The sequence below is a fragment of the Companilactobacillus paralimentarius DSM 13238 = JCM 10415 genome, from assembly GCF_001434985.1.
GTDB classification, from domain to species: domain Bacteria; phylum Bacillota; class Bacilli; order Lactobacillales; family Lactobacillaceae; genus Companilactobacillus; species Companilactobacillus paralimentarius.
The window spans coordinates 1-22,777 of sequence record NZ_AZES01000033.1 but is presented as its reverse complement, the minus strand read 5'-3'; the positions used below and the strand labels follow the sequence as shown (position 1 = coordinate 22,777).

Here is a 22,777-nt window from a genome sequence, read left to right as displayed (position 1 = left end):
TGTTTTTATTTTGTCATTTTTCTAAAGTGGCTAACTTGATTATAAAATTCGCCTTTCTTTTTAAGTAAAGAAATCACTTTATCTTTTTCTTTTTGATTCGCTACCTCAGATGATATTGAATTCTTTCGATTAAAACTCAACATTGAATATCCCAAAATAATTAATACAATTCCGATGAATTGAATGAATAATGTTAAATAAAAATAAGATTCAAAATTACTAATCAATCCGCTACCGGCAAAAAAATAAGTTAATCCAATATAAAGTAGTTCAAAGATGAATAAAATAAATACAATTTTAGTAGCGATACGACCAATTTCTCTTTTAGCATATTCATCAACAACACCCCGTACACCGAAGAACCATTTCAAAACCGTATTATTTTTCTTCATCTTCATCCCTCCAAAATAATGTATTCAAATCTGTATCCAAAACCCAAGCCAATTTTAAGCACAAATCTAAAGATGGATTATATTTACCATTCTCAATTAAATTAATCGTTTGACGCGCAACTCCAATTTCTTCCGCTAAGGCCATTTGCGATAATTTTTTAGCACGTCGATATTCACGAACCCGATTCATTGATTCACCCATTTTCTTAAAAGTCATATATATTTGACACTTTTAATATAATGCACATTAATCTTTATGTCAACTATATATGACGTTTTTAGTAACCGCTATCATTTTATTCATAAAAAATAAAGAGAATTAGGCCCCTCTTTAGGCCTAATTCTCTTTATTATCTTCACTTCATACATCCACTTAATAACTTCTTTTAATAGAGATACTGTGTGACTGCTTGTGTTTCTATCGAACGCATACATAATGCCCTCTAAGCGACATAGTCGCTTAGAGGGCATAAAAAAAAGACCACCTGAATGTGATCTTTAATTAATTGTGAAGAATTAGTCTTCAGCAACGAATGGTAATAGAGCCATGATTCTTGCTCTCTTGATAGCTACAGTAAGTTTACGTTGGTTCTTAGCACTTGTACCTGTAACACGTCTTGGCAAAATCTTACCACGTTCTGAAATAAATCTCTTAAGTAAGTCTGTGTCTTTGTAATCGATGTATTCGATATGGTTAGCAGCGATGAAGTCAACTTTACGTCTTCTACGTCCGCCTCTTCTTTGTTGGGCCATTATAATTGCTCCCTTCTATATTAAAATGGTAAATCGTCATCTGATATGTCGATTGGTTTACTATTGTCAGCAAACGGATCGCTCATATTATTGTTTGAATTGTTAGATTGATTATTGTTATTACTATTGTTGTTACTTTGGTTATTATTGTTTCCATATGGAGACTGATTTGATTGACTTGGTTGATTATAGCTAGGTGCTTGATTTGAATTAGCGTTGCTAGAAGAACCATTGCCAGAGTTTCTCTTTTCAGATTCTGAACGAGATTCAAGTAATGAGAAATTATCAACGACAACTTCTGTTACATAAACTCTTTGACCTTGTTGGTTTTCATAGTTACGTGTTTGAAGACGTCCATCAATTCCAACAAGAGAACCTTTGTTAGTAAAATTAGCAAAATTCTCGGCAGCTTTTCTCCAAATAACACAATTAATAAAATCGGCTTCACGTTCACCTTGAGAATTAGTAAATTGTCTGTTTACAGCAACTGTAAAACTGGCAACCGCTGCCCCATTGGCAGTGTATCTTAATTCAGGATCACGTGTCAGGCGTCCAACTAGAACTACTCGATTAATCATTTATCTGCCTCCTTAAAATGTTTCACGTGAAACAAAACTAATCTTCACGTCTAACGATCATGTGACGAAGAATGTTATCGTCGATCTTTGAAAGACGGTCGAATTCGTTAATTGCTTCATCATTTTCAGCATCTACATTGATAATATGATAGATACCTTCTTTGTAGTTAGCAATTTCATATGCTAAACGTTTCTTTTCCCAGTCTTTTGAGTCGATTACTTTTGAGCCGTTGTCAGCAATAATCTTATCGTAACGATCGATTAATGTCTTCTTTGCGTCTTCTTCAATATCAGGTTTAATGATATATGTAATTTCGTAATGTGCTTCAGCCATGGACTGTACACCTCCTTATGGTCTAATGGTTCTAATTAAAGAACAAGGAGCATAAATTAACTGCAATTTTATACTCACAAGTTATGAGTTTATCATAAATCCCTACCAATTACTAGAAAAAATTCTAATAAAAAATCGTTTCTGCCTGACACGCGTCCCGATTAGGATACATATCTAAATTACGCAGAAACGATTGATTTTTAATTATTATCTGTTTCAGATGTTTCGTCATTAGTTGGTGTCTCATTATCAGAAGATGAATCATCGTCTTCCTCATCTGAGTCATCAGCAATCTTAGCCATAGTTGAAACGATTGAATCATCATCAACCTTGATTAATCTAACACCTAAGGTTGCACGTCCTGTTTGTGAAACGCTATGAACACCAAAGCGAATCATAACACCTTTGTCAGTAATCAACATGATATCTTCATCGCCATCAACTACTGTCAATCCAGCGATTGGACCGTTCTTTTCAGTAACGTTAGCAGTCTTAATACCTTTACCACCACGTCCCTTAACAGGATATTCGCCGACGGAAGTTCTCTTACCATAACCTTTTTCGGAAATAGTTAGAATTTCTTGTCCTTCTTCAGCAATTGAAGAACCGACAACATAATCTTCCTCACGAAGCTTAATACCACGAACACCAGCAGCAGTTCTTCCCATTGGACGAACATCACTTTCCTTAAATGTTACGGCATAACCTTTATGAGTTCCGATAATAATAACTTTATCACCATCTGTTAAGAAGACATTAGTCAATTCATCTTCATCCCTAAGAGTGATTGCACGTAAACCAGAGTGTCTGATATTAGCAAAATCAGTTACCGGAGTACGTTTAACTGTTCCATATTTAGTCACGAAGAACAAATATGAATTATCGACATCAACATCACGGTCAACATTGATAACAGTTTGAATCTTTTCACCCTTTTCGATGTTCAAAAGATTAATAACCGGAATTCCCTTGGCTGTACGGCCATATTCGGGAACCTCATAACCTTTGATTCGATAAACTTTACCAGCATTTGTAAAGAACAAGAGACGGTCATGTGTTGATGTATAAATCATTTGTTCAATGAAATCATCATCATGAATCCCCATACCTTGAACTCCACGGCCACCACGATTTTGAACACGGAATTCATCCGCAGACAAACGTTTGATATAGCCATTGTGTGTTAATACAACTAGAATGTTTTCTTCTTCGATTAGATCTTCATCTTCGATATTAGCAACTTCGCTAGCACGAATTTCAGTTCTTCTATCATCACCGAATTTTTCTTGGATTTCCAACAATTCATCATAGATGATCTTATCAACACGTTCTGGTTTAGCCAAAATATCTTCAAAGTCAGCAATCTTAACTAACAAATCTTGATATTCCGCTTCAACTTTGTCACGTTCCAAACCTGTCAAACGAACCAAACGCATATCCAAGATAGCTTGTGATTGTTTGTCAGATAATTTGTACTTATCCATCAACGTTTGTTTGGCAATTGCTGAAGTCTGGGAACCACGGATGATACTGATGATTTCATCAATATGATCCAAAGCAATTCTCAAACCTTCAAGAATGTGAGCACGAGCTTTAGCACGTCTTAATTCAAATTCAGTTCTACGTCTAATAACGATTTCTTGATGCTTCAAGTATTCAACTAAGATGCCCTTCAATGAGAAGACTCTAGGAGTCTTACCCACAATAGCAACCATATTGATACCATATGAAATTTGAAGTTGTGTCAATTTGTAAAGATTATTAAGCACTACGGAAGCACTCATATCACGACGAATATCAATAACGATACGCATACCTTCACGGTCTGATTCATCGTTCAAATCAGTAATTCCTTCTAGCTTTTTCTCACGAGCTAATTCAGCAATTCTTTCAACAAGACGAGCTTTATTAACCATATAAGGAAGTTCAGTAACAATAATCTGTTCTGCGCCACTCTTCTTAGTAACTACATCGACTTTAGCACGTAGAATAATTGTTCCTTTACCATTATCATAGGCTTTTCTGATACCAGAACGACCCATGATAATTCCGCCTGTTGGGAAATCAGGTCCAGGAATAACTTTCATCAAGTCAGCGACAGTAGCGTCCTTATTTCTCATCAAAATATGAAGTGCGTCAATAACTTCTTTTAAGTTATGTGATGGAATATTAGTTGTCATACCAACAGCGATACCAGTTGCACCATTAACCAAAAGGTTAGGGAATCGGGCTGGCAATACCATTGGTTCTTTTTCTTCACCATCGTAATTAGGAACAAGATCAACAGTATCTTTGTTGATATCACGCAACATTTCAACTGCCATCTTACTCATTCTTGCTTCGGTATAACGCATAGCAGCGGGTGGATCACCATCAATAGATCCAAAGTTTCCGTGTCCATCAACTAATGGATAACGATAACTGAAATCTTGTGCCATTCTAACCATTGATTCATAAATAGCCGAGTCCCCATGAGGGTGATATTTACCCATAATATCACCAACGAAACGGGCACTCTTCTTATATGGTTTGTCAGGTGTAACACCTAACTCATTCATACCATAAAGAATACGACGATGAACTGGTTTTAGACCATCACGTACATCAGGTAAAGCACGCGACACGATAACACTAGCAGCGTAGTCAACGAAGGAATTCTTCATGACTTCTGTCAAGTTAACATTTTCTATTCTATGATCTGCCATTAAATTGCCATCCTCCCTTAATAATCTACTTCAGCATATCGTGCATTTTCTTCAATAAATTCTCTTCTAGGTTCAACTTTATCACCCATCAACATTGAGAAAATCTCATTAGCTTCGATAGCATCATCGAGGTTAACACGATCCAATCTTCTCTTCTCGGGATCCATAGTTGTTTCCCAAAGTTGATCAGCATCCATTTCACCAAGACCCTTGTAACGTTGGATCTTTGGTTCTGGCTTTGGTGGTAATTGTTCAACAAAATCGTCTTTTTCCTTATCAGTATCAAAGTACTGCATCATCTTACCTTGACGTACTTGATACAAAGGTGGCTTGGCAATATAAACATATCCTGCATCAACGACCGGACGCATATATCTATAAAGCAATGTCAAAAGTAAAGTTCTGATATGAGCACCATCGACATCGGCATCGGTCATGATAATGATCTTGTGATATCTTGCTTTGGAAATATCAAAATCCTCTCCAAAACCTGTACCCATAGCTGTGAACAATGTTCTAATTTCTTCATTAGCCAAAATCTTGTCCATTGAAGCTTTTTCAACGTTCAGGATTTTACCTCTAATAGGTAGAATGGCTTGTGTTAAACGTGAGCGACCAGTTTTAGCGGAACCACCGGCAGAATCACCCTCGACAATGAATAATTCAGAAATTTCAGGATCTTTACTGGCGTTATCGGCTAACTTACCTGGTAAATTACTGATTTCCAATCCATTTTGCTTTCTAGTTACTTCACGAGCACGCTTAGCAGCTAGACGAGCTTTGGTAGCAAGAGAACCTTTTTCAACAATTTTCTTAGCAACGTCAGGATTTTCCATCAAGAATTTAGAGAAATGTTCACTAAATAAACGATCAGTAATTGTTCTGGCATCACTATTTCCAAGTTTAGTCTTAGTTTGACCTTCAAATTGTGGATCTGGATGTTTGATTGAAACAACAGCTGTCATTCCTTCACGAACATCTTCACCAGATAATTTTTCAGTATCTTTCAACATTTTATTTTTGTGAGCGTAATCGTTAATAACACGTGTCAAAGCTGTCTTGAAACCAACTTCGTGAGTACCACCTTCATAGGTATGAATGTTATTAGCGAAAGTCATCAAATTAGTATGATATTCATCGGTATATTGCAATGAAACTTCAACTGTAATACCATCTTGAACACCTTCAAGATAAATTGGCTCATCAAAGAGAACTTCTTTATCCTTATCCATAAATTCAACGTAACTTCTAATTCCGCCTTCATAATGGAATACCAATTTTTCAGCTGTATCAGCTCTTTTATCTGTAAATGTAAGTTTGAGTCCTTTATTTAAGAAAGCTAGTTCACGAATTCTAGTTGTTAAAACTTTATCATCGTAAACAGTCGTTTCAGTAAAAATATCAGGATCTGGCACAAAGTGAACTCTCGTACCATGTTCAAATTCTTTAGCATCACCAATAATGTGCATAGCATTATTGACTTTACCACGTTTAAAGTCGATGCCATAGCGTTTTCCGCCACGAACAACTTGCACATCTAGTTCACTACTCAAGGCGTTAACAACTGAGGCACCAACACCATGAAGTCCACCAGATACCTTGTATCCGCCACCGCCGAATTTTCCTCCGGCATGCAAAATTGTATAAACTGTTTCAAGAGCTGGTTTACCAGTCTTCTTTTGAATATCAACCGGAATACCACGTCCATCATCAGTAACAGTAATGGAGTTATCAGGTTCAACAGTAACTTCAATCTTTGTTGCGAAGCCAGCTAAAGCTTCATCAATACCGTTATCAATAATTTCCCAAACAAGGTGATGTAAACCTTGCTTACTAGTAGAGCCAATATACATACCAGGACGTTTACGAACAGCCTCTAGTCCTTCAAGAACTTGAATTTGACTAGCATCATATTCTTCGACTTGTTCTTCTCTTTTTTCTAGCTCAGCTTTTCTGTCTTCAGCCATTAAATCTCCTCCTGTTGAACTTTGCCATTATTTATATTTAAGATATTCGGATTCTTCACCAAATTAGGATCTACATCATCTATTGATGTTGTCGTGATAAACGTTTGAATTCCTTGTTTGATCGACGACAGTAAATGGGTTTGACGTTTGTGGTCAAGTTCTGACAACACATCATCTAATAAAAGAATCGGATAATCGCCAACCTGGTCCTTCATCAATTCAACTTCAGCTAATTTTAAACTCAGTGCAACCGAACGCTGTTGACCCTGTGAACCAAAATCTTGAGCATTTTTTCCATTAACTAAAAATTTGATATCATCACGATGCGGCCCTGCCAGAGTTACACCACGTTGAATCTCGCGTTGATAATTTTTCTTGAAAGCATTTTTGAAAATTTCATAAATATTTTCAAGTGTTTTACCATCAGTATTGAAAAATGTACTGTAAGTAATTTCCAGTTTTTCATGATCTTCAGTTATGTTTGCATGAATCTTTTCAATATAGCCTTGAAGTTTTTGTAAAAATTGTAAGCGTGAAAAAACTACTTCAGCACAATAAGCTGCAAATTGATCGGACAAAACATCTAAATAGATCAAATCCTTTGCTTGATGATGCTGAAGTTTCTTCAAATACGCATTACGTTGTTTTAAAACCGAACGAAATTGGCTCATTGTCTTTAAATATTGCGTCGACATTTGACCAAATTCCATATCAATGAATTTCCGTCTGATTCCTGGATTACCTTTAACGATCGAAAGATCTTCTGGTGAAAAAAGAACTACATTCAAATTGCCAATGTAAGTCGACAACTTACGTTGCTCCAAATTATTCAATTTAGCTTTTTTACCAGATTTACTAATCACCAAATCTAATTTTAAGCGACTAGAGTTATCTTTTATCACGGTTCCAGAGATTCTAGCAAAATCACTGCCCCACTTAATTAAATCCTTGTCATTTGATGTTCGATGGCTTCTTGTTAAAGCTAAAAAGTACATAGCCTCTAATAAATTGGTCTTGCCTTGGGCATTCTCACCTAAGAACACATTGATGTTCGGCGAAAATTCGACCTGCAAGGATTCGTAGTTACGATAATTTTGAAGTTTTAGTTCTTTAACAAACATTTATTCAATTTCAAAAGTTTGATCACCGACAACTATTACATCGCCAGAACGCAACTTCTTACCGCGACGATCCTCAGGACTGCCATTAAGTAAGACTGAATTTTCTCTCAAAAACCATTTGGCTTGGCCACCAGTCTCAATGACGCCTTCATCTTTCAAAAGTTGACCTAAAGTAATAAATTCAGTTTCAAGCTTAATTTTTTCTGACATAATAACACCCTATTTATTAGATTTATCCATTAATGACATACCAATATTATAGTTGTTTTCACAATAAAAAACAACTTAGAACGAAATATCAGCCGTTTTGAGCAATTTTTCGGATAATGAGTATCCACCCACTAAAATTGTCCAAAAAAAGTTCTTACGCTAAACTACGGCGTTTAAATATATAATACAAAAAAAAATAGGCTGAACCGAAAAGTTCAGCCTATTTAGCTAATTTCACATTAAAATGTACGAACTGGCGTGATGAGTTGCACGAAATTATCACGATCTTCGACTGGTCTCAACGTAAATGGATGCAATGGAGAAGTGAAACTCATTTCGATTGTGGTATTGCTACCGAATGATCTCAAAGCATCTTTCAAATAATCAGGGTTGAATGAAATTTCCAAATCGTCCCCTTCAAGATTATCGAAATCCAAAACTTCCTCCACAGTACCAACTTCTGGAGAATTACCATAAAGGGTAGCTTTTTTATCCACAGCTTTGATTTCTAATTTAATCACGTTATTTCTACTTTCATGTGAAAGCAAAGATGCACGTTCAACTGAGGCTAATAATTTTGAAGAATCGAAAGTCAATTTAGTACTTGATTCTTCTGGAATTAAACGATCGGTTTCAGGATATCTACCGTCTAATAGTCTTGAGTAGAACATAATGTTGTCAAAACTGAATAAGACTTGATTTTCTGAGATCGACATTGAGATTTCTTTAACGCTATCACTGATAGTTCTAACTAGTTCAGTCAAACTTTTACCAGGAATGATCAAATTATAATCTTCATCACTAGTAATATTGATTCTTCTTTGAGAAAGACGATGACTATCTGTGGCAACGGCAGTTAGACCTTCATTGCTGATCAAAAAGTTAACACCAGTTAAAACTGGGCGACTTTCTTGTGTTGAAACAGCAATAACAGTTTGATTGACAACTTCTTTAAATACATCTGTTGGAAGAACTAATTGATTATCAGTTTCAACTTCTGGAAGGTGTGGATAATTGACGGCATCTAATCCGTTAATAGTAAATTCAGAAACACCTGATTTGATTAAAGTCTGATTATTTTCTAAAACTTCAAGTTCAAAATTGTCGCCAGGAAGTTTTTTAATGATTTCATTGAAAAATCTAGCTGGTAGAACTATTGAGCCAGTATTTTCAATTTTTAAATCATTTTCAGAATTTTCTTTTGAGATGAATGAAGTAATTGAAATATCAGAATTACTTCCAGTAATAGTTAAACCACTTTCAGAAAGGTCTAATTTCATTCCGGTCAAAATTGGAATAGTTGTCTTTGTTGAAATTGCTCTTTGAACGTTACTTGTTTGGTTAATGAATTTTGATCTATCAATAGAAAATTTCATAGGTAACTCCCTTTTTTAATTAATTAATATAAATATAGAAGTAGTAGTAGGGCCTGTTAAAACTGTGGATAAGTCACTACAACTTAGAATTTATAAGATTTTTGAATGTTATTAACAGGTGTGGATAACTCTGGGAAAACTCAAAAGTTATGAACATGTTAATTTCTAAGATCATCTTTTAGTTCGTTGATGGAACGTTTTAAATCGTCATCTTTTAAAGCCAATTCGGATATTTTATCACAAGAATGCATAACAGTTGTATGATCTTTTCCACCAAATTCCATACCAATTTGCGGAAGTGACCGGTCTGTCAGCTCTCGAGCTAGATACATGGCGATTTGTCGAGGTACAACAATTGATTTTACACGTTTCTTACCTTTTAAATCTTGGACGGAGACATGATAAAATTTCGCAACTTTGCTTTGAATTTTTGCGATTGATAAACCTTTTTTATCATTAGATAGTTTGAAGGCTTTTAAAGCATCAGCAGCAACGGATTTAGTTATATCAGTGTTTTTGGTTGTTGAATAAGCTTGAACACGTATCAATGCACCTTCAAGTTCACGGACATTTGTGTCAATCTGTGCAGCGATGTAAGACAAAGTATCATTTGGAATCTCTAGGTGTTCAGCTTTGGCTTTATTTCTCAGGATGGCAATTCGAGTTTCGAGATCAGGAGCAGTGATATCAGCTGATAAACCACTAGTGAAACGGGAAACCAATCTGGCTTGTAATTTAGGGATTTCGTTTGGCAAGCGATCAGAAGTCATGACAATTTGCTTACCATTTTCGTACAATTCGTTAAAAGTATGGAAAAATTCCTCTTGAGTACCCTCTTTTTCGGCAAAAAATTGAATGTCATCTATTAGTAGTAGATCGACGTTGCGATATTCTTGACGAAAGTCATCTTGTGTTCTCATTTGGATGGAATTAATAAAGTCGTTTGCGAAAGTTTCGCTGGTAACGTACTTTACTTTAGCAGTTGGATCAAGTTTGATCATTTGATGTCCAATAGCCTGCATCAAATGGGTTTTTCCTAAACCAACGCCTCCATAAATAAATAGTGGATTGTAGACACCACCTGGATCCTCAGCTGCGGCAAGGGCTGCGGCGTGAGCCATTTGGTTTCCACTACCAACAATAAATGATGAAAAAGTATATTTCGGATTCAAATGTGAATTATGGAATATATGTTTTGGTTGAGCAGTTTCGGTGGCCGGTTCAACTTGAGGAGCAATTTCTTGTTCCTCTTTTTTTGTGGCTTCATCATCATTTTCAATAATTGGGTTGAGTTCAATTCCGTTTAGTTCATATGAGTAAATAGCAATTTTTTCGGTATAATTTCGTTCCCAGTAGTCTTTGTGAAGTTTTGTTGGGACTGAAATATAAATGTTATTTCCATCTATGTATAAGGGATTCGCACTTTCAACCCAAGTTGAATAACTGACGGATGTTAATTGAGATCTAAGTTTACTTGTAAAATAGTCCCAAAATTCTGTTAGTTTTGGATCAGTTGAGTTATTTATATTTTGCAATTATTTCCCCCCAATCTTAAGTTGTGGATAATTTTTTCCCTAAAATGACAGTCTATAGTTTATCATTCTATTAAGAAGTTTTCCACAGAACACTTGTTTAAATTATGAAGAAATAACAGTGGGTAATTTATTAATCCACAGTCTTGTGGAAAATATAAAGTGATTCCAGTTATTAACATAGTTATCCACAATTATCGGAGTCTAGAATGCTTGATTTATGGGTGTTACAAACAAAAAACAAGAATTCCACAAATTCTGTGGAAAACTAAAATACAACAAAGTTAACAGTTGGAAAACCCTGTTTACAGATCTGTGGAAAAAATAGTTGTTAAATTTTTAAACAAATTATCCACAGTCGAGAATGCGAAAAACTTTTTGGTTAAGTTTTACATTTATAGGAAATTAGCTGTTTAAATTCGAGCTAGAACATGATATTATAGTTAAGCAATTGTCTGAAGAAGTGTTATTTAAAAAATTTTTAATATAAGAGTCAGGAGGTTTACTGATGACTACAAAGAGAACATATCAACCAAAGAAGCGTCACCGTGAACGCGTCCATGGTTTCATGAAGAGAATGAGTACAAGTAATGGTCGCAAAGTTCTAGCAAGACGCCGTAAAAAGGGTCGCAAAGTATTATCAGCTTAGTTTTGAAGGATCACTAAACAATTTGGTGGTCTTTTTTTATTACAAAACGAGAGTAGTCTGGTGACATATGAGAAAAAGCTATCGAATAAAAAAAGAAAATGAGTTTCAATATGTCTATTCAAATGGATATTCAGTCGCTAATCGCAACTTTGTACTATATAAGATTGCGAAAAAGGACCAAAAACATTTTCGTGTTGGATTGTCTGTAGGAAAAAAGGTTTCACATACTGCGGTTGGTCGTAATCGTATTAAAAGATACGTTCGTCAATCACTTTTAGAATTGAAACCTGAACTTCCTGCAGAATTAGATTTCTTGATTATTGCAAGAAAGCCAGCTATTGATTTGGACATGTTTGAAACAAAAAAGAATATTGTGCATTTATTAAAATTGGGTAAAATATTACAGTAGGATATTAAATTTTAATGAATAAAAAATAATGGGTGTAAAAGTGAATAAAAAAAGCTTAAAGAAGTACATAGGTATTGCGCTATTACTTAGTGTCGTATTGGTTTTGGCTGGTTGTTCTAACCTAAATGAACCAATCACAAGCCACAGTACTGGATTTTGGGATCACTATATTTTATATAGTTTCTCTCAATTCATTCTTTGGTTAGCATCAATCGTTGGTAATAGTTATGGTTGGGCTATCGTTCTTTTCACAGTTATTGTGCGTGTTATTCTATTGCCACTTAACTGGCTTCAAATAAGAAGTATGAATAAGCAAATGAAGATTCAGCCGCAAATGAAGGCTCTTCAGGATAAATATTCATCAAAAGACGTTGAGACTCAACAAAAATTAAGGGAAGAAACACAAAAGCTATATAGTGAGGCAGGAGTTAATCCTGTGGCTGGTTGTTTGCCATTGGTAATTCAATTGCCAGTTATGTTTGCCTTGTATCAAGCTATTTACAAGACAACACAATTACGTGAGGGTACCTTCCTATGGATGCAACTTGGAAAGGCTGATCCATATTACATCATGGCCATCCTAGCTGGTGTATTTACTTTCTTGAGTACATACATCTCTAGCTATTCACAACCACAACAAAATGCAACAACAAAGATTATGACTTATGTCATGCCAATCTTTATCTTCGTTCCAGCATTAACATTCCCATCAGCTATTACAATTTATTGGGTTGTAACTAATGCGTTCCAAGTTCTTCAGACATTGGCTTTCCAAAATCCGTTCAAGTATCGTCGTGAACAAAAACAGGCTGAGGAAGCAGAACGTGAAAAGCAACGTCGTCTTAGAAAAGCTAAGAAACGTGTATATAAAAATCGTAAATAATTGACAATCTCTAAAAATCTCGTTAAGATGTTTTAGAAATTTCAATATCGAATATAGAAAAGTAGTCAAGGTGCTTTTCCGTCAAAACAGGCGGATTATGCACTTTTTTTATGCTCAAAAATAGAGAAGGGAGCTATTTTATGCCAAGTGCAGTAACTGAATACGACACAATTGCAGCCATTTCAACACCTCCTGGGGAAGGTGCTATCTCCATCGTTCGTTTGTCAGGAGATCAGGCTATTTCAGTCGCTAAGAAAATATTTAAGGGACGTGATCTTGCCAAAGTTGCAAGTCACACTATTAATTACGGTCATATTATTGATCCAGCAGATGGTTCGTTGGTTGATGAAGTAATGGTCTCTGTTATGCGTGCCCCTAAGACTTTTACATGTGAAGATGTAGTAGAAATAAATACCCACGGGGGTATAGTTGCTACTAATAAAGTACTTCAACTTTTAATTGGTTCTGGTGCCAGAATGGCTGAACCCGGTGAATTTACAAAGCGTGCCTTTTTAAATGGCCGAATTGATTTAACACAAGCTGAATCTGTCATGGATTTGATTCGTGCAAAAACTGATAAGGCTATGCAAGTGGCTGTCAATCAATTGGATGGAAATTTACATCATTTGATTGCTAACCTACGTCAAGAAATTTTGGATTCCTTAGCTCAAGTTGAAGTTAATATAGATTATCCAGAGTACGATACTGATCAAATGACAACTAAATTGTTGTTAGAGAAAGCTCGTACTGTGAGTTCAAGTATTGATCAATTGTTAAAGACTGCTGATAGTGGCGAAATTTTACAACATGGTTTAGCTACTGCAATTGTCGGAAAACCTAATGTTGGTAAATCTAGTCTTTTGAATCGTCTTTTGGACGAAGATAAGGCTATCGTAACTGATGTTGCCGGGACGACACGTGATGTGGTTGAACAATATGTCAATATTGATGGTGTACCGCTTAAATTGATCGATACAGCTGGAATTCGTGATACCGAAGATAAAGTTGAAAAGATCGGTGTTGAACGTTCTAAGAGTGCTTTAAAGAGTGCTGACTTGGTAATTCTAGTTTTGGACTCTAGTCGAGAACTAGAAGATGACGATATTGAACTGTTAAATGCTACAACGGACAAGAAACGAATCGTTATTTTTAACAAGAATGATTTGATGCCCGTTATAACGCCTAATTCAGTAGTTCAATTGAAGGCTGACGATATTATTTTGCAAACTTCGGCTATTAAGAATGATGGTATTGAAACAATTAAACAAACTATTGGTAAAATCTTCAATTCAGGAATTGAAGATAATAGTAGTAATGTCATTATCACTAGTGCTAGACAAGCAGGATTACTTCGTAAGGCTAAAAATAGCTTGAATGACGTTATTTCAGGGATTGAGGCTGGAATGCCTATTGACCTTGTACAAATTGATATGACGGCTTGCTGGAACACTCTCGGTGAAATTACCGGCGAAAGTTATCCAGATGAATTGATTACGCAACTATTCTCGCAATTCTGTTTAGGAAAATAGTTAATTTAAGTTAATAGGTGGAAAAATGGAAGTTAAAGAATTTGATTCAGAAACTTATGACGTTATCGTCGTAGGTGCTGGCCATGCGGGCTCAGAAGCTGCTTTGGCTGCCGCTCGAATGGGCGAAAAAACATTATTAATTACAATTAATTTGGATATGGTAGCTTTCATGCCATGTAATCCTTCAGTTGGTGGTCCAGCTAAGGGAATTGTGGTTCGTGAAATTGATGCTTTAGGTGGCGAAATGGGCCGCAATATCGATAAGACTTATATTCAAATGAGAATGCTTAATACTGGTAAGGGACCTGCTGTTAGAGCACTTCGTGCCCAAGCTGATAAAAATATGTATCATCGTGAAATGAAAAATACTTTGGAAAAAGAACCTAACTTAACGCTTCGTCAAGGTATTGCTGAAAAATTGATCGTTGAAGATGGTGTCTGCAAGGGAATCGTCACAGCTACAGGTGCTAAATATCACGCAAAGAGTGTTGTCTTAACAGCTGGTACATCGTCCAGAGGTAAAATCATTATTGGTGAATTGACATATTCATCAGGTCCTAATAACAGTATTCCTTCAATCAAATTATCTGAGGATCTTGAAAAGCATGGTTTCAAGTTAACAAGATTTAAAACAGGAACACCTCCTCGTGTTAACAAGGATACGATTGATTTTGATCAAACAATCGAACAACCAGGTGATAAAGAACCTAACCACTTCTCATTTGAAACACCTGATTCAAGTTATCTTCAACATCAAATTTCATGTTGGATGACTTACACGAATGCTGATACACATAAGATTATTCGTGACAATCTTAACCGTGCCCCAATGTTTTCCGGTGTCATCAAAGGTGTTGGTCCTAGATATTGTCCATCAATCGAAGATAAGATTGTTCGTTTTGCTGATAAGCCAAGACATCAAATTTTCTTGGAGCCAGAGGGTAAAGATACTCAAGAGTATTATGTTGGAGATTTCTCAACTTCTATGCCTGAGGAAATTCAATTGAAGATGCTTCATTCTGTTGCTGGACTTCAAAATGCTAAGTTGATGCGTCCAGGTTATGCCATTGAATATGACGTCATCGAGCCATGGCAATTGAAGTTGAATCTTGAAACTAAGGTTGTTAAGAATCTCTTTACAGCTGGACAGATGAATGGAACATCAGGTTATGAAGAGGCTGCTGGACAAGGAATTATGGCTGGTATCAATGCTGCTTTACGTGCTCAGGGTAAGGATCCATTTATCTTACATCGTAATGAAGCTTATATTGGTGTTTTGATTGATGACCTTGTAACTAAAGGAACTAACGAACCATATCGTCTATTAACTAGTCGTGCTGAGTATCGTTTGATTTTGCGTCACGATAATGCTGATCTTCGTTTGACAGATAAAGGTTATGCTTTGGGACTAATTAATGATGACCGTTATAACGCCTTCAAAGAAAAGCGTCAAACTATCAAGATGGAACTAGATCGTCTTTCACGTAAGATGATTACTCCTAAGCAAGCTTTGCCATTCTTAAAGGCACATGATTTGAAACCTTTGAAGGATGGTGTGTTAGCTGATCATTTCTTAAGAAGACCAGAAGTTCACTATCAAGATATTATTGATATGGTTGGTGCGGCTGATTTTCCAGTCGATAACCGAGTGGCTGAACAAGTTGAAATTGCTACGAAGTATGCTGGGTATATTAAGAAAGAACAACTTCAAATTGATCGTTTGAAGAAGATGGAATCAAAGAAAATTCCTGATCGTATTGATTATACAAAGGTTGATAGTTTAGCTACTGAAGCTGTTCAAAAATTAAGTAAGATCAATCCTGAAACAATTGCTCAAGCAAGTCGTATCAGTGGTGTAAATCCAGCTGATATTGGTATTTTGAGTGTTTATATTGAACAAGGAAAGATTGCTAAGTTACCAGAAGCAAAATAGTTTGACGTTATAACGCTTCACTATAAAAATAATATATGAAAAAATCGGAAGGACCATGTCGCAAGCGACATGGTCCTTCCGATTTTTGAAATAGAAAGAAAATAAAACGTTTCGCCGCCATTTATCAATTGATAAATAAAATGACAAACTCAGCTTCGGCGTTACATTAAAGAATAAACAATAGCAATGTTATAATCGACCTGTTAATCAGAGGGAGAAAGATATGACAATTAGACATAAAAATTATATTCCAGATAATATTGAGGTTATCGGGGCCAATGCTAATAATCTCAAAAATATCAATGTAGATATTCCCTTGAATTCGTTTGTGGCGATTACCGGAGTCTCGGGTTCAGGAAAATCTTCTTTAGCTATGGATACGATTTATGCAGAAGGAGCCAGAAAGTATCTGAATGCTTTATCAACCTATACGAGAAGAAGAATCACACAAATGGGCCGTTCTGACGTTAAGAACATCAAGAATTTACCTTCAACGATTGCTTTAAGACAACGGCCTGTTGTACCTAGTGTGCGTTCAACCGTTGGAACAATGACTGAGAGTCTAAATATTTTAAGATTGATGTTCTCACGACTAGCTTCAGTAGTTTGTCCCAATGGTCATCGTTTAGATCCAACTTTAAAAATTTCTGAAGTTATGGATTTGCCAACTAGCGATGAGGATATGGGAATGATGACGTGTCCTGTTTGTCAGGCTAAGTTTATGGCCTTTAGTGCTGAAGACTTTTCTTTCAACTCCGATGGAGCTTGTCCTACATGTCAGGGAACTGGTTTCTTAAAAGAAATTGAATTAGATAAAATTATTCCAGATCAATCTCTAAGTATCGATGAGGGAGCTATAAGGTCTTGGAATTTGCCTGGAAGAACTTTACAAAAAGATATTATTAAAGAATTAGGCGTTAGAACTGATGTCCCATTCAAGGACTTAACGGCAAAGGAAAAAGATATCGTAATTAATGGTAAGGAACAAAAGAAAGAGATTTTGGTTCCTACTAAGACCGGACGTTCATTTAGACTGAATGCCCTTTATGAGAATGCGATAACTGCCGTTAAGAATAGTTTGAAAAGTACTAAGAATGAGAATACTTTGACACGTTTAGAAAGATTCTATACTGAAAAAACTTGTCCAGATTGTCATGGTAGTCGTTTTAATCCTAAATTGTTCACCAATGAATTAGTCGGCAAGAATATTGCTGAGGTTTCTCAATTCACGATTTCTCAACTTCAAGATTTTTGTCAGGAGATTATGGATTGGTTACCTGATGATATGAAATCCTTGGGCAAAAACTTAACTAATGAATTATTAGATTTGCTGTCACCCATCGTTGATTTGGGACTTAATTATTTATCCATTTCTCGTGCGGGTAATACTTTATCAACTGGTGAACTTCAGAGAATTCAGTTAGCTCGGACGATCAGAAATCAGATGACTGGGGTTCTGTATGTTTTAGATGAACCTAGTGTTGGATTACACGCCGCTAATGTGGCCGGGTTGATTAAAATTTTGCGTGAATTAGTTAGATTGGGGAATTCCTTGATTGTCGTAGATCATGACACAAGTATTATTGCGGCTGCCGATTACGTAATTGAAATAGGTCCTGATTCTGGTGCTGATGGTGGTCGTGTTATTACACAAGGGACAGTTGAGGAAATTGAACATCATCCCGATTCTGTGATTCAACCTTATTTAACGGGTAAAGCTGATATTATCAAACATCAACCAACAGAGGTCTTTAAAAAAGGAACCATCAGTATTCAAATTGGAGACCGTTATAACATTCACGATATGACGGCTAAATTTAGTAAAGAATCACTTAATATCGTTTCGGGGATGTCAGGCTCTGGTAAGACAACTCTAATTTTTGAAAGTCTATTACCAGCATTACAAGACAAGATTGATGGCGAGCAACTACCTAAATTTGTCAAATCAATTGATAACGCTGATATTAAGAATATTGTTAAAGTTGATTCGGTTCCAATTGGTAAAAATGTTCGTTCCACGGTTGGAACCTATACCAAAATTTTGGATCATCTAAGAAAAATCTTTGCGCAAACATCAGAGGCTAAAGCTAAGAAATTTACGCCAACTTATTTCTCATACAACAATAAACAGGGTGCTTGTCCAAATTGTGGTGGTACTGGTGTAATTACTTTGGATATTCAGTACTTACCTGATATGGTTCAAACTTGCCCTGTCTGCCACGGAAATCGTTATAAAAAAGAAATTCTTGATATTATGTGGCATGGTAAGAACATTGCTGAGATCCTAGATATGTCAGTTAAACAAGCTGATAAATTTTTCCAAGATGTTCCTCAAATCAAAAACACACTAGATGTTTTGATCAATATTGGATTAAGCTATCTTAAATTAGGTGAGAGTACACCAACTTTGTCCGGTGGGGAAGCTCAAAGAATGAAGTTAGTTACTTATATGAAGCGTAGTCAAAAGAATCAACTCTTTGTCTTCGATGAACCTAGTGTCGGGTTGCATCCTAAGGATGTTGGCGTATTGTTGGATGTTTTTAATAAATTGTTGAAACGTCACGCCACAATTATCGTAATTGAACACGATTTGGATATTATATCCAATGCTGATTACATCAATGATTTAGGTCCCGAAGGTGGAGTCAATGGTGGTAAGATTATAGCAACGGGTACACCGAAAACGGTTGCAAATAATTCGGCTAGTTTAACTGGAAAGTACCTCAAAGAACATTTGAAATTGTTCAATCAAGATTAAGAGGTTAAATATATGGAAAAAATTGGTGTCATTGGGCTAGGAAATATTGCACAAAAAGCTTATTTACCGGTTATGGCGACTTTGCAAGATAAATATGAATGGCATTTAACAACTAGAAATGAAGCTAAGGGAAAAATGTTGGAACAGAAGTATGGATTCAAACATTTTCATCAGACATTGGATCAATTGATAGCTGAGAAACCACTGGCAGTTTTTGTTCATACGCCTACTAAAACTCATTATCAGATCATCAAACAATTATTGACGGCTGGTATCAACGTTTATGTCGATAAACCAGTTTCAGAGAATTTGGCAGAAGTAGAAGAACTTTACCAACTAGCGGAAAAGAAAGAACTATTGTTAACTTGTGGTTTTAATCGTCGATTTGCGCCATTTGATCAGCAGTTAAAACAAATTGCTGACAAACGAACTATCGTCTCAGAAAAGATACGTGAGAATGCGCTACAACCAACGGCGTTTGCTATTTTTGATTTGATGATTCATTCAGTCGATACAGCAGTTTATTTAATGGATGAGCCTATTCAAAAAGTAGATAACTTTTTAGTTACGAATGATGGTAATTTGGAGCAAGGTTATATCACTTTGACTGGGGCAAAGAGTCACGTTCAAGTTATTACGAATATGGTTGGTGGCAGTAATTTAGAAATGACTACTGTTCAAGGCTCAAAAACACGTCAAGTAGTTACTAACTTAAATCTTTTACAAACGTATCAAACCGGAGCAGTGACACAAACTTCACGCCCAGATTGGGAGAATACTTTGGTAACAAGAGGATTTGATCCAATTACTAGAGCCTTTCTTAAAGCAGTTACTAATAATAGCGAAAATCCAGTTAGTCCGAAGTCAGCTATTCTTAGTCATAAACTCTGTTATGATTTGGTCAAAACAATTAAGAAATAGTGGTTTGAAATGCACCACAATATATAGTAGCGAACATATGTATTTATACAATATGTTCCATGTGAAACAATAAATGCCAAACGGCTGAAATCATTATGATTTCAGCCGCTTTTTTGAAGCAATAAATCATTCTTAAGACGATTTAGATTGACGGGGATGTTTGAACGTGCGATACTACATCTTGGTGCCAAACCGAGGTAAGGGTACGTGGTTGGCGCGCAAGCGTTTGGAAAATCACCGCACCTTACCACATAAAGGGTCCTGCAGACATGCAGGGCTCTTTTTTTTATCCAAATTTCAATGCTATAATTTTCTTAATTTATGAGAGTGGGTGGTGGCTATCAAAAAAGTTTTATTTGTCAGTTATGGATTATTATTGAGTGCTATTATTGGCCTTATTGCGGCAGCTTTTTTAATTATTGAGGGTTTTCTGACTAAAGTTGTTTGGATTAGTGATAGTCATACTTTTCAAACATTCCTAATTATTGTCGGCAGTTTTATATTGTACTTTTTGTTAAAACGTTGGCCAAATCTTCCCAAGACTTCGAAGGATTCGTTGAAGGAGTTGAAGCAAAATCAGACGATTGATTATCAAGATGTTTTCTTGAATCTGTTGGTAACTCTAGTCATTTTGAGTTTTGGAAGTGGCGTCGGTCCTGAAGCGGCATTGTTGAGTGCTATTATTTCACTATCAATTTGGCAAGCTGATAATTTACGTTATTTTTATTTTCAATATGATGAGTTAAAACGATTATCTTTGGGAACATCAATAAAACGTCTCTTGAATCCTTTCAAATATCGTCAAAAATATGATGAGAAGATTGCTCCCAAGACACCAAAACTTCTGAAATGGAAAAAATTACTCTATATAGTTTTCTCTATTAACGGTTTGTTGGCATTCGTTCTATTGATTAAACAAACTGATCAGCCTTCTTTTATTATGAAATTGGGTCATTCACATTGGCAGTTAAATGAGTTGTGGATCATACCAGTTCTGATGATAGTAGGAATTGTTATTGGAATGATTCTGAAGGGATTAAATCATTTATTTGAAAAATCTATTCAACAGTTAAATTTGAATTTGGCCGTGAGGATTGTTTTGGGAGCCTTAGGAATCATCGTTATTTCATATTTAGAACCCAATCTATTATTCTCCGGTCAACATAGTTTCCATTTGTTGATTGGAGCTTGGAGTAATCAATCGGCGACTTATTTATTTTTGATGGCGCTATTAAAATTAATTTTCTTAGTTTGGTGTTTAACCTTTAATTGGCGTGGAGGAGATATTTTTCCAATCACCTTTGCCGCAATGACAGCTGGTTTTGCGACCGCAGCACTCTTGCCAAACTTTGATACTTTACTGGTAGTAGCTGTTTTAGCGACGACTCTGATGAGTGAACTGTTGTCACCAATTGTTGCAGGAATATTTATTATGTTATTTTTCCCAATTACACTTACCCCTATTATTATTTTGGTAGCAGGAGTATTATTCTTAAAAAATAAGTATTTGTTAAAGGTCAGGGGGAACGTTTAATGATTAAACCACAAGCATTGAAAAAGGGAGATCACGTTGCAATTGTTAGTCTTTCTGCAGGCGTATTGGGTGAGAAATTTGCCAAACATGAATTGAATCAAGGCAAAAAACGGATTGAAGAATTAGGTTTGATTCCAGAATTCATGCCTAATAGTTTGAAAGGGATTGAATTCATAAAGAATCATCCCGAAAAGCGCGCCGACGATTTGAAACAGGCTTTCGCTGATAATCGAATTAAAGGTATTTTCTGTGCTATTGGTGGGGAAGATACGTATCGTTTAGCACCTTATCTGTTAGATGATCCAGAATTCGTTAAAAACGTACAACAACATCCTAAATTGTTTACCGGCTTTTCAGATACAACAGTGGATCATTTGATGTTGTATCAATTAGGATTAATAACTTTTTATGGCCCCAATGTTATCAATGATTTGGCCGAGTTAGATACTGAATTACTTCCATATACGAAAAAGACTTTGGAGCATTATTTTCAAAATCCAGCCACTACAGAAATTTCAAGTAGTCCTGTTTGGTATGAGGAACGGACTGACTTTTCAGAAGTAGCCTTAGATACACCTCGTATTAGTCATCCTGAAACTAAAGGATATCAGGTTCAACGTGGATCAGGAATCGTCGAAGGAAAGCTACTAGGTGGTTGCATAGATAGTCTCAATAGCTTGCTTACTGATAAGCGTTATAACGATGAACCCAAAATTAATGAGAAATATCGTTTGCTTCCTGATGCCAAAGAATTCGAAGGCAAAATTTTATTCTTGGAAACTAGTGAAGAGAAGCCGACGCCAGAAGAGTATCGTGGAATGTTGAAGAATTTGAAAGCCAAAGGAATTTTGCAAGTAGTTGCTGCTATTATCACTGGTAAGCCTCAGAATGAAGTTCACTATGAAGGCTACTGTCAAATTCTAAAAGAGGAGACAATGGATACTAAGACGCCATTGATGACGAATTTTAACTTTGGACATGCTTATCCCAGAACCGCTTTACCATATGGTTTAAAAGCTAAATTGGATTTGGATAATAAGAAGCTAGAAATCATTGAACCTTACTTTGCTGAATAAATAAAAAATGCTATAAAACACATCAACGTGTTTTATAGCATTTTTTAGTCGTTCTTTTTATAAGGCGAATTTTATAATCAAGTTAGCCACTTTAGAAAAATGACAAAATAAAAACAC

The 22,777-nt window shown here is 35.8% G+C and carries 20 protein-coding genes; 9 read left to right on the top strand and 11 right to left on the bottom strand.

All coding sequences use genetic code 11. The features are described 5' to 3' along the window. Positions 1-5 precede the first annotated feature (5 nt). The 11 genes from FD33_RS04280 to dnaA all read right to left on the bottom strand — a co-directional run bounded on the left by FD33_RS04280 (position 6) and on the right by dnaA (position 10,971). Positions 6-392 (bottom strand): DUF3278 domain-containing protein, encoded by a 387-nt coding sequence (locus FD33_RS04280; RefSeq protein WP_056955784.1) that lies wholly within the window; start codon positions 390-392, stop codon positions 6-8. Next, positions 379-582: a helix-turn-helix transcriptional regulator gene (locus FD33_RS04275; protein ID WP_025085409.1), complete on the bottom strand. Its 204-nt coding sequence runs from the start codon at positions 580-582 to the stop codon at positions 379-381. The genes FD33_RS04280 and FD33_RS04275 overlap by 14 nt, the downstream gene beginning before the upstream one ends. 326 nt (positions 583-908) lie before the next feature. Beyond that, a complete protein-coding gene (gene rpsR, locus FD33_RS04270; protein ID WP_025085410.1) occupies positions 909-1,145 on the bottom strand; it encodes a 30S ribosomal protein S18 in 237 nt (78 codons plus the stop codon). Positions 1,146-1,165: 20 nt separating this feature from the next. Next, entirely contained in the window at positions 1,166-1,723 is a 558-nt protein-coding gene (ssb, locus tag FD33_RS04265; RefSeq protein WP_025085411.1) for a single-stranded DNA-binding protein, read from the bottom strand. A 37-nt stretch (positions 1,724-1,760) separates the two neighbouring features. Next, positions 1,761-2,057 (bottom strand): 30S ribosomal protein S6, encoded by a 297-nt coding sequence (rpsF, locus tag FD33_RS04260; protein ID WP_025085412.1) that lies wholly within the window; start codon positions 2,055-2,057, stop codon positions 1,761-1,763. A gap of 200 nt (positions 2,058-2,257) precedes the next feature. Continuing rightward, complete coding sequence (gene gyrA, locus FD33_RS04255; protein ID WP_025085413.1) at positions 2,258-4,762, bottom strand: DNA gyrase subunit A; 2,505 nt, start codon at positions 4,760-4,762, stop codon at positions 2,258-2,260. A 17-nt stretch (positions 4,763-4,779) separates the two neighbouring features. Beyond that, entirely contained in the window at positions 4,780-6,729 is a 1,950-nt protein-coding gene (gene gyrB / locus FD33_RS04250; RefSeq protein ID WP_025085414.1) for a DNA topoisomerase (ATP-hydrolyzing) subunit B, read from the bottom strand. Next, positions 6,729-7,850, bottom strand: coding sequence for a DNA replication/repair protein RecF (recF, locus tag FD33_RS04245; protein WP_025085415.1), 1,122 nt, complete (start codon positions 7,848-7,850; stop codon positions 6,729-6,731). The genes gyrB and recF overlap by 1 nt, the downstream gene beginning before the upstream one ends. After that, complete coding sequence (yaaA, locus tag FD33_RS04240) at positions 7,851-8,060, bottom strand: S4 domain-containing protein YaaA (RefSeq protein WP_025085416.1); 210 nt, start codon at positions 8,058-8,060, stop codon at positions 7,851-7,853. Between the two features lie 239 nt (positions 8,061-8,299). Next, positions 8,300-9,436, bottom strand: coding sequence for a DNA polymerase III subunit beta (dnaN, locus tag FD33_RS04235; RefSeq protein WP_025085417.1), 1,137 nt, complete (start codon positions 9,434-9,436; stop codon positions 8,300-8,302). A gap of 158 nt (positions 9,437-9,594) precedes the next feature. Next, positions 9,595-10,971 (bottom strand): chromosomal replication initiator protein DnaA, encoded by a 1,377-nt coding sequence (gene dnaA / locus FD33_RS04230; protein WP_025085418.1) that lies wholly within the window; start codon positions 10,969-10,971, stop codon positions 9,595-9,597. A 505-nt stretch (positions 10,972-11,476) separates the two neighbouring features. Between dnaA and rpmH the strand changes: the two genes are divergently transcribed. The 9 genes from rpmH (at position 11,477) to FD33_RS04185 (ending at position 22,660) form a co-directional block, all read left to right on the top strand. After that, positions 11,477-11,617, top strand: a complete 141-nt coding sequence (rpmH, locus tag FD33_RS04225; RefSeq protein WP_025085419.1) for a 50S ribosomal protein L34 — start codon at positions 11,477-11,479, stop codon at positions 11,615-11,617. A 67-nt stretch (positions 11,618-11,684) separates the two neighbouring features. Continuing rightward, a complete protein-coding gene (gene rnpA / locus FD33_RS04220; RefSeq protein WP_025085420.1) occupies positions 11,685-12,026 on the top strand; it encodes a ribonuclease P protein component in 342 nt (113 codons plus the stop codon). A 28-nt stretch (positions 12,027-12,054) separates the two neighbouring features. Next, on the top strand, positions 12,055-12,909 hold the full coding sequence (gene yidC, locus FD33_RS04215; RefSeq protein WP_025085421.1) for a membrane protein insertase YidC: 855 nt from the start codon (positions 12,055-12,057) through the stop codon (positions 12,907-12,909). Between the two features lie 140 nt (positions 12,910-13,049). Next, positions 13,050-14,438 (top strand): tRNA uridine-5-carboxymethylaminomethyl(34) synthesis GTPase MnmE, encoded by a 1,389-nt coding sequence (mnmE, locus tag FD33_RS04210; protein WP_025085422.1) that lies wholly within the window; start codon positions 13,050-13,052, stop codon positions 14,436-14,438. Positions 14,439-14,463: 25 nt separating this feature from the next. Further along, complete coding sequence (mnmG, locus tag FD33_RS04205) at positions 14,464-16,371, top strand: tRNA uridine-5-carboxymethylaminomethyl(34) synthesis enzyme MnmG (protein ID WP_056955783.1); 1,908 nt, start codon at positions 14,464-14,466, stop codon at positions 16,369-16,371. 223 nt (positions 16,372-16,594) lie between these two features. Further along, positions 16,595-19,129: an excinuclease ABC subunit UvrA gene (locus tag FD33_RS04200; RefSeq protein WP_034544194.1), complete on the top strand. Its 2,535-nt coding sequence runs from the start codon at positions 16,595-16,597 to the stop codon at positions 19,127-19,129. Between the two features lie 12 nt (positions 19,130-19,141). Then, positions 19,142-20,050, top strand: a complete 909-nt coding sequence (locus FD33_RS04195) for a Gfo/Idh/MocA family protein (protein WP_056955782.1) — start codon at positions 19,142-19,144, stop codon at positions 20,048-20,050. Positions 20,051-20,384: 334 nt separating this feature from the next. Further along, a complete protein-coding gene (locus tag FD33_RS04190; protein WP_025085424.1) occupies positions 20,385-21,584 on the top strand; it encodes a chloride channel protein in 1,200 nt (399 codons plus the stop codon). Beyond that, complete coding sequence (locus FD33_RS04185; protein WP_025085425.1) at positions 21,584-22,660, top strand: S66 family peptidase; 1,077 nt, start codon at positions 21,584-21,586, stop codon at positions 22,658-22,660. The genes FD33_RS04190 and FD33_RS04185 overlap by 1 nt, the downstream gene beginning before the upstream one ends. Positions 22,661-22,777: the final 117 nt, after the last annotated feature.

Excerpts from the sequence above, each read along its gene's own strand:
- ssb (WP_025085411.1), bottom strand. The coding sequence starts at position 1,723 with ATGATTAATCGAGTAGTTCTAGTTGGACGCCTGACACGTGATCCTGAA.
- rpsR (WP_025085410.1), bottom strand. The coding sequence starts at position 1,145 with ATGGCCCAACAAAGAAGAGGCGGACGTAGAAGACGTAAAGTTGACTTC.
- gyrB (WP_025085414.1), bottom strand. The coding sequence starts at position 6,729 with ATGGCTGAAGACAGAAAAGCTGAGCTAGAAAAAAGAGAAGAACAAGTC.
- FD33_RS04195 (WP_056955782.1), top strand. The coding sequence starts at position 19,142 with ATGGAAAAAATTGGTGTCATTGGGCTAGGAAATATTGCACAAAAAGCT.
- yaaA (WP_025085416.1), bottom strand. The coding sequence starts at position 8,060 with ATGTCAGAAAAAATTAAGCTTGAAACTGAATTTATTACTTTAGGTCAA.
- rnpA (WP_025085420.1), top strand. The coding sequence starts at position 11,685 with ATGAGAAAAAGCTATCGAATAAAAAAAGAAAATGAGTTTCAATATGTC.
- FD33_RS04275 (WP_025085409.1), bottom strand. The coding sequence starts at position 582 with ATGAATCGGGTTCGTGAATATCGACGTGCTAAAAAATTATCGCAAATG.
- FD33_RS04200 (WP_034544194.1), top strand. The coding sequence starts at position 16,595 with ATGACAATTAGACATAAAAATTATATTCCAGATAATATTGAGGTTATC.
- gyrA (WP_025085413.1), bottom strand. The coding sequence starts at position 4,762 with ATGGCAGATCATAGAATAGAAAATGTTAACTTGACAGAAGTCATGAAG.
- recF (WP_025085415.1), bottom strand. The coding sequence starts at position 7,850 with ATGTTTGTTAAAGAACTAAAACTTCAAAATTATCGTAACTACGAATCC.
- FD33_RS04280 (WP_056955784.1), bottom strand. The coding sequence starts at position 392 with ATGAAGAAAAATAATACGGTTTTGAAATGGTTCTTCGGTGTACGGGGT.
- dnaN (WP_025085417.1), bottom strand. The coding sequence starts at position 9,436 with ATGAAATTTTCTATTGATAGATCAAAATTCATTAACCAAACAAGTAAC.
- yidC (WP_025085421.1), top strand. The coding sequence starts at position 12,055 with ATGGGTGTAAAAGTGAATAAAAAAAGCTTAAAGAAGTACATAGGTATT.
- rpsF (WP_025085412.1), bottom strand. The coding sequence starts at position 2,057 with ATGGCTGAAGCACATTACGAAATTACATATATCATTAAACCTGATATT.
- mnmG (WP_056955783.1), top strand. The coding sequence starts at position 14,464 with ATGGAAGTTAAAGAATTTGATTCAGAAACTTATGACGTTATCGTCGTA.
- rpmH (WP_025085419.1), top strand. The coding sequence starts at position 11,477 with ATGACTACAAAGAGAACATATCAACCAAAGAAGCGTCACCGTGAACGC.
- mnmE (WP_025085422.1), top strand. The coding sequence starts at position 13,050 with ATGCCAAGTGCAGTAACTGAATACGACACAATTGCAGCCATTTCAACA.
- FD33_RS04185 (WP_025085425.1), top strand. The coding sequence starts at position 21,584 with ATGATTAAACCACAAGCATTGAAAAAGGGAGATCACGTTGCAATTGTT.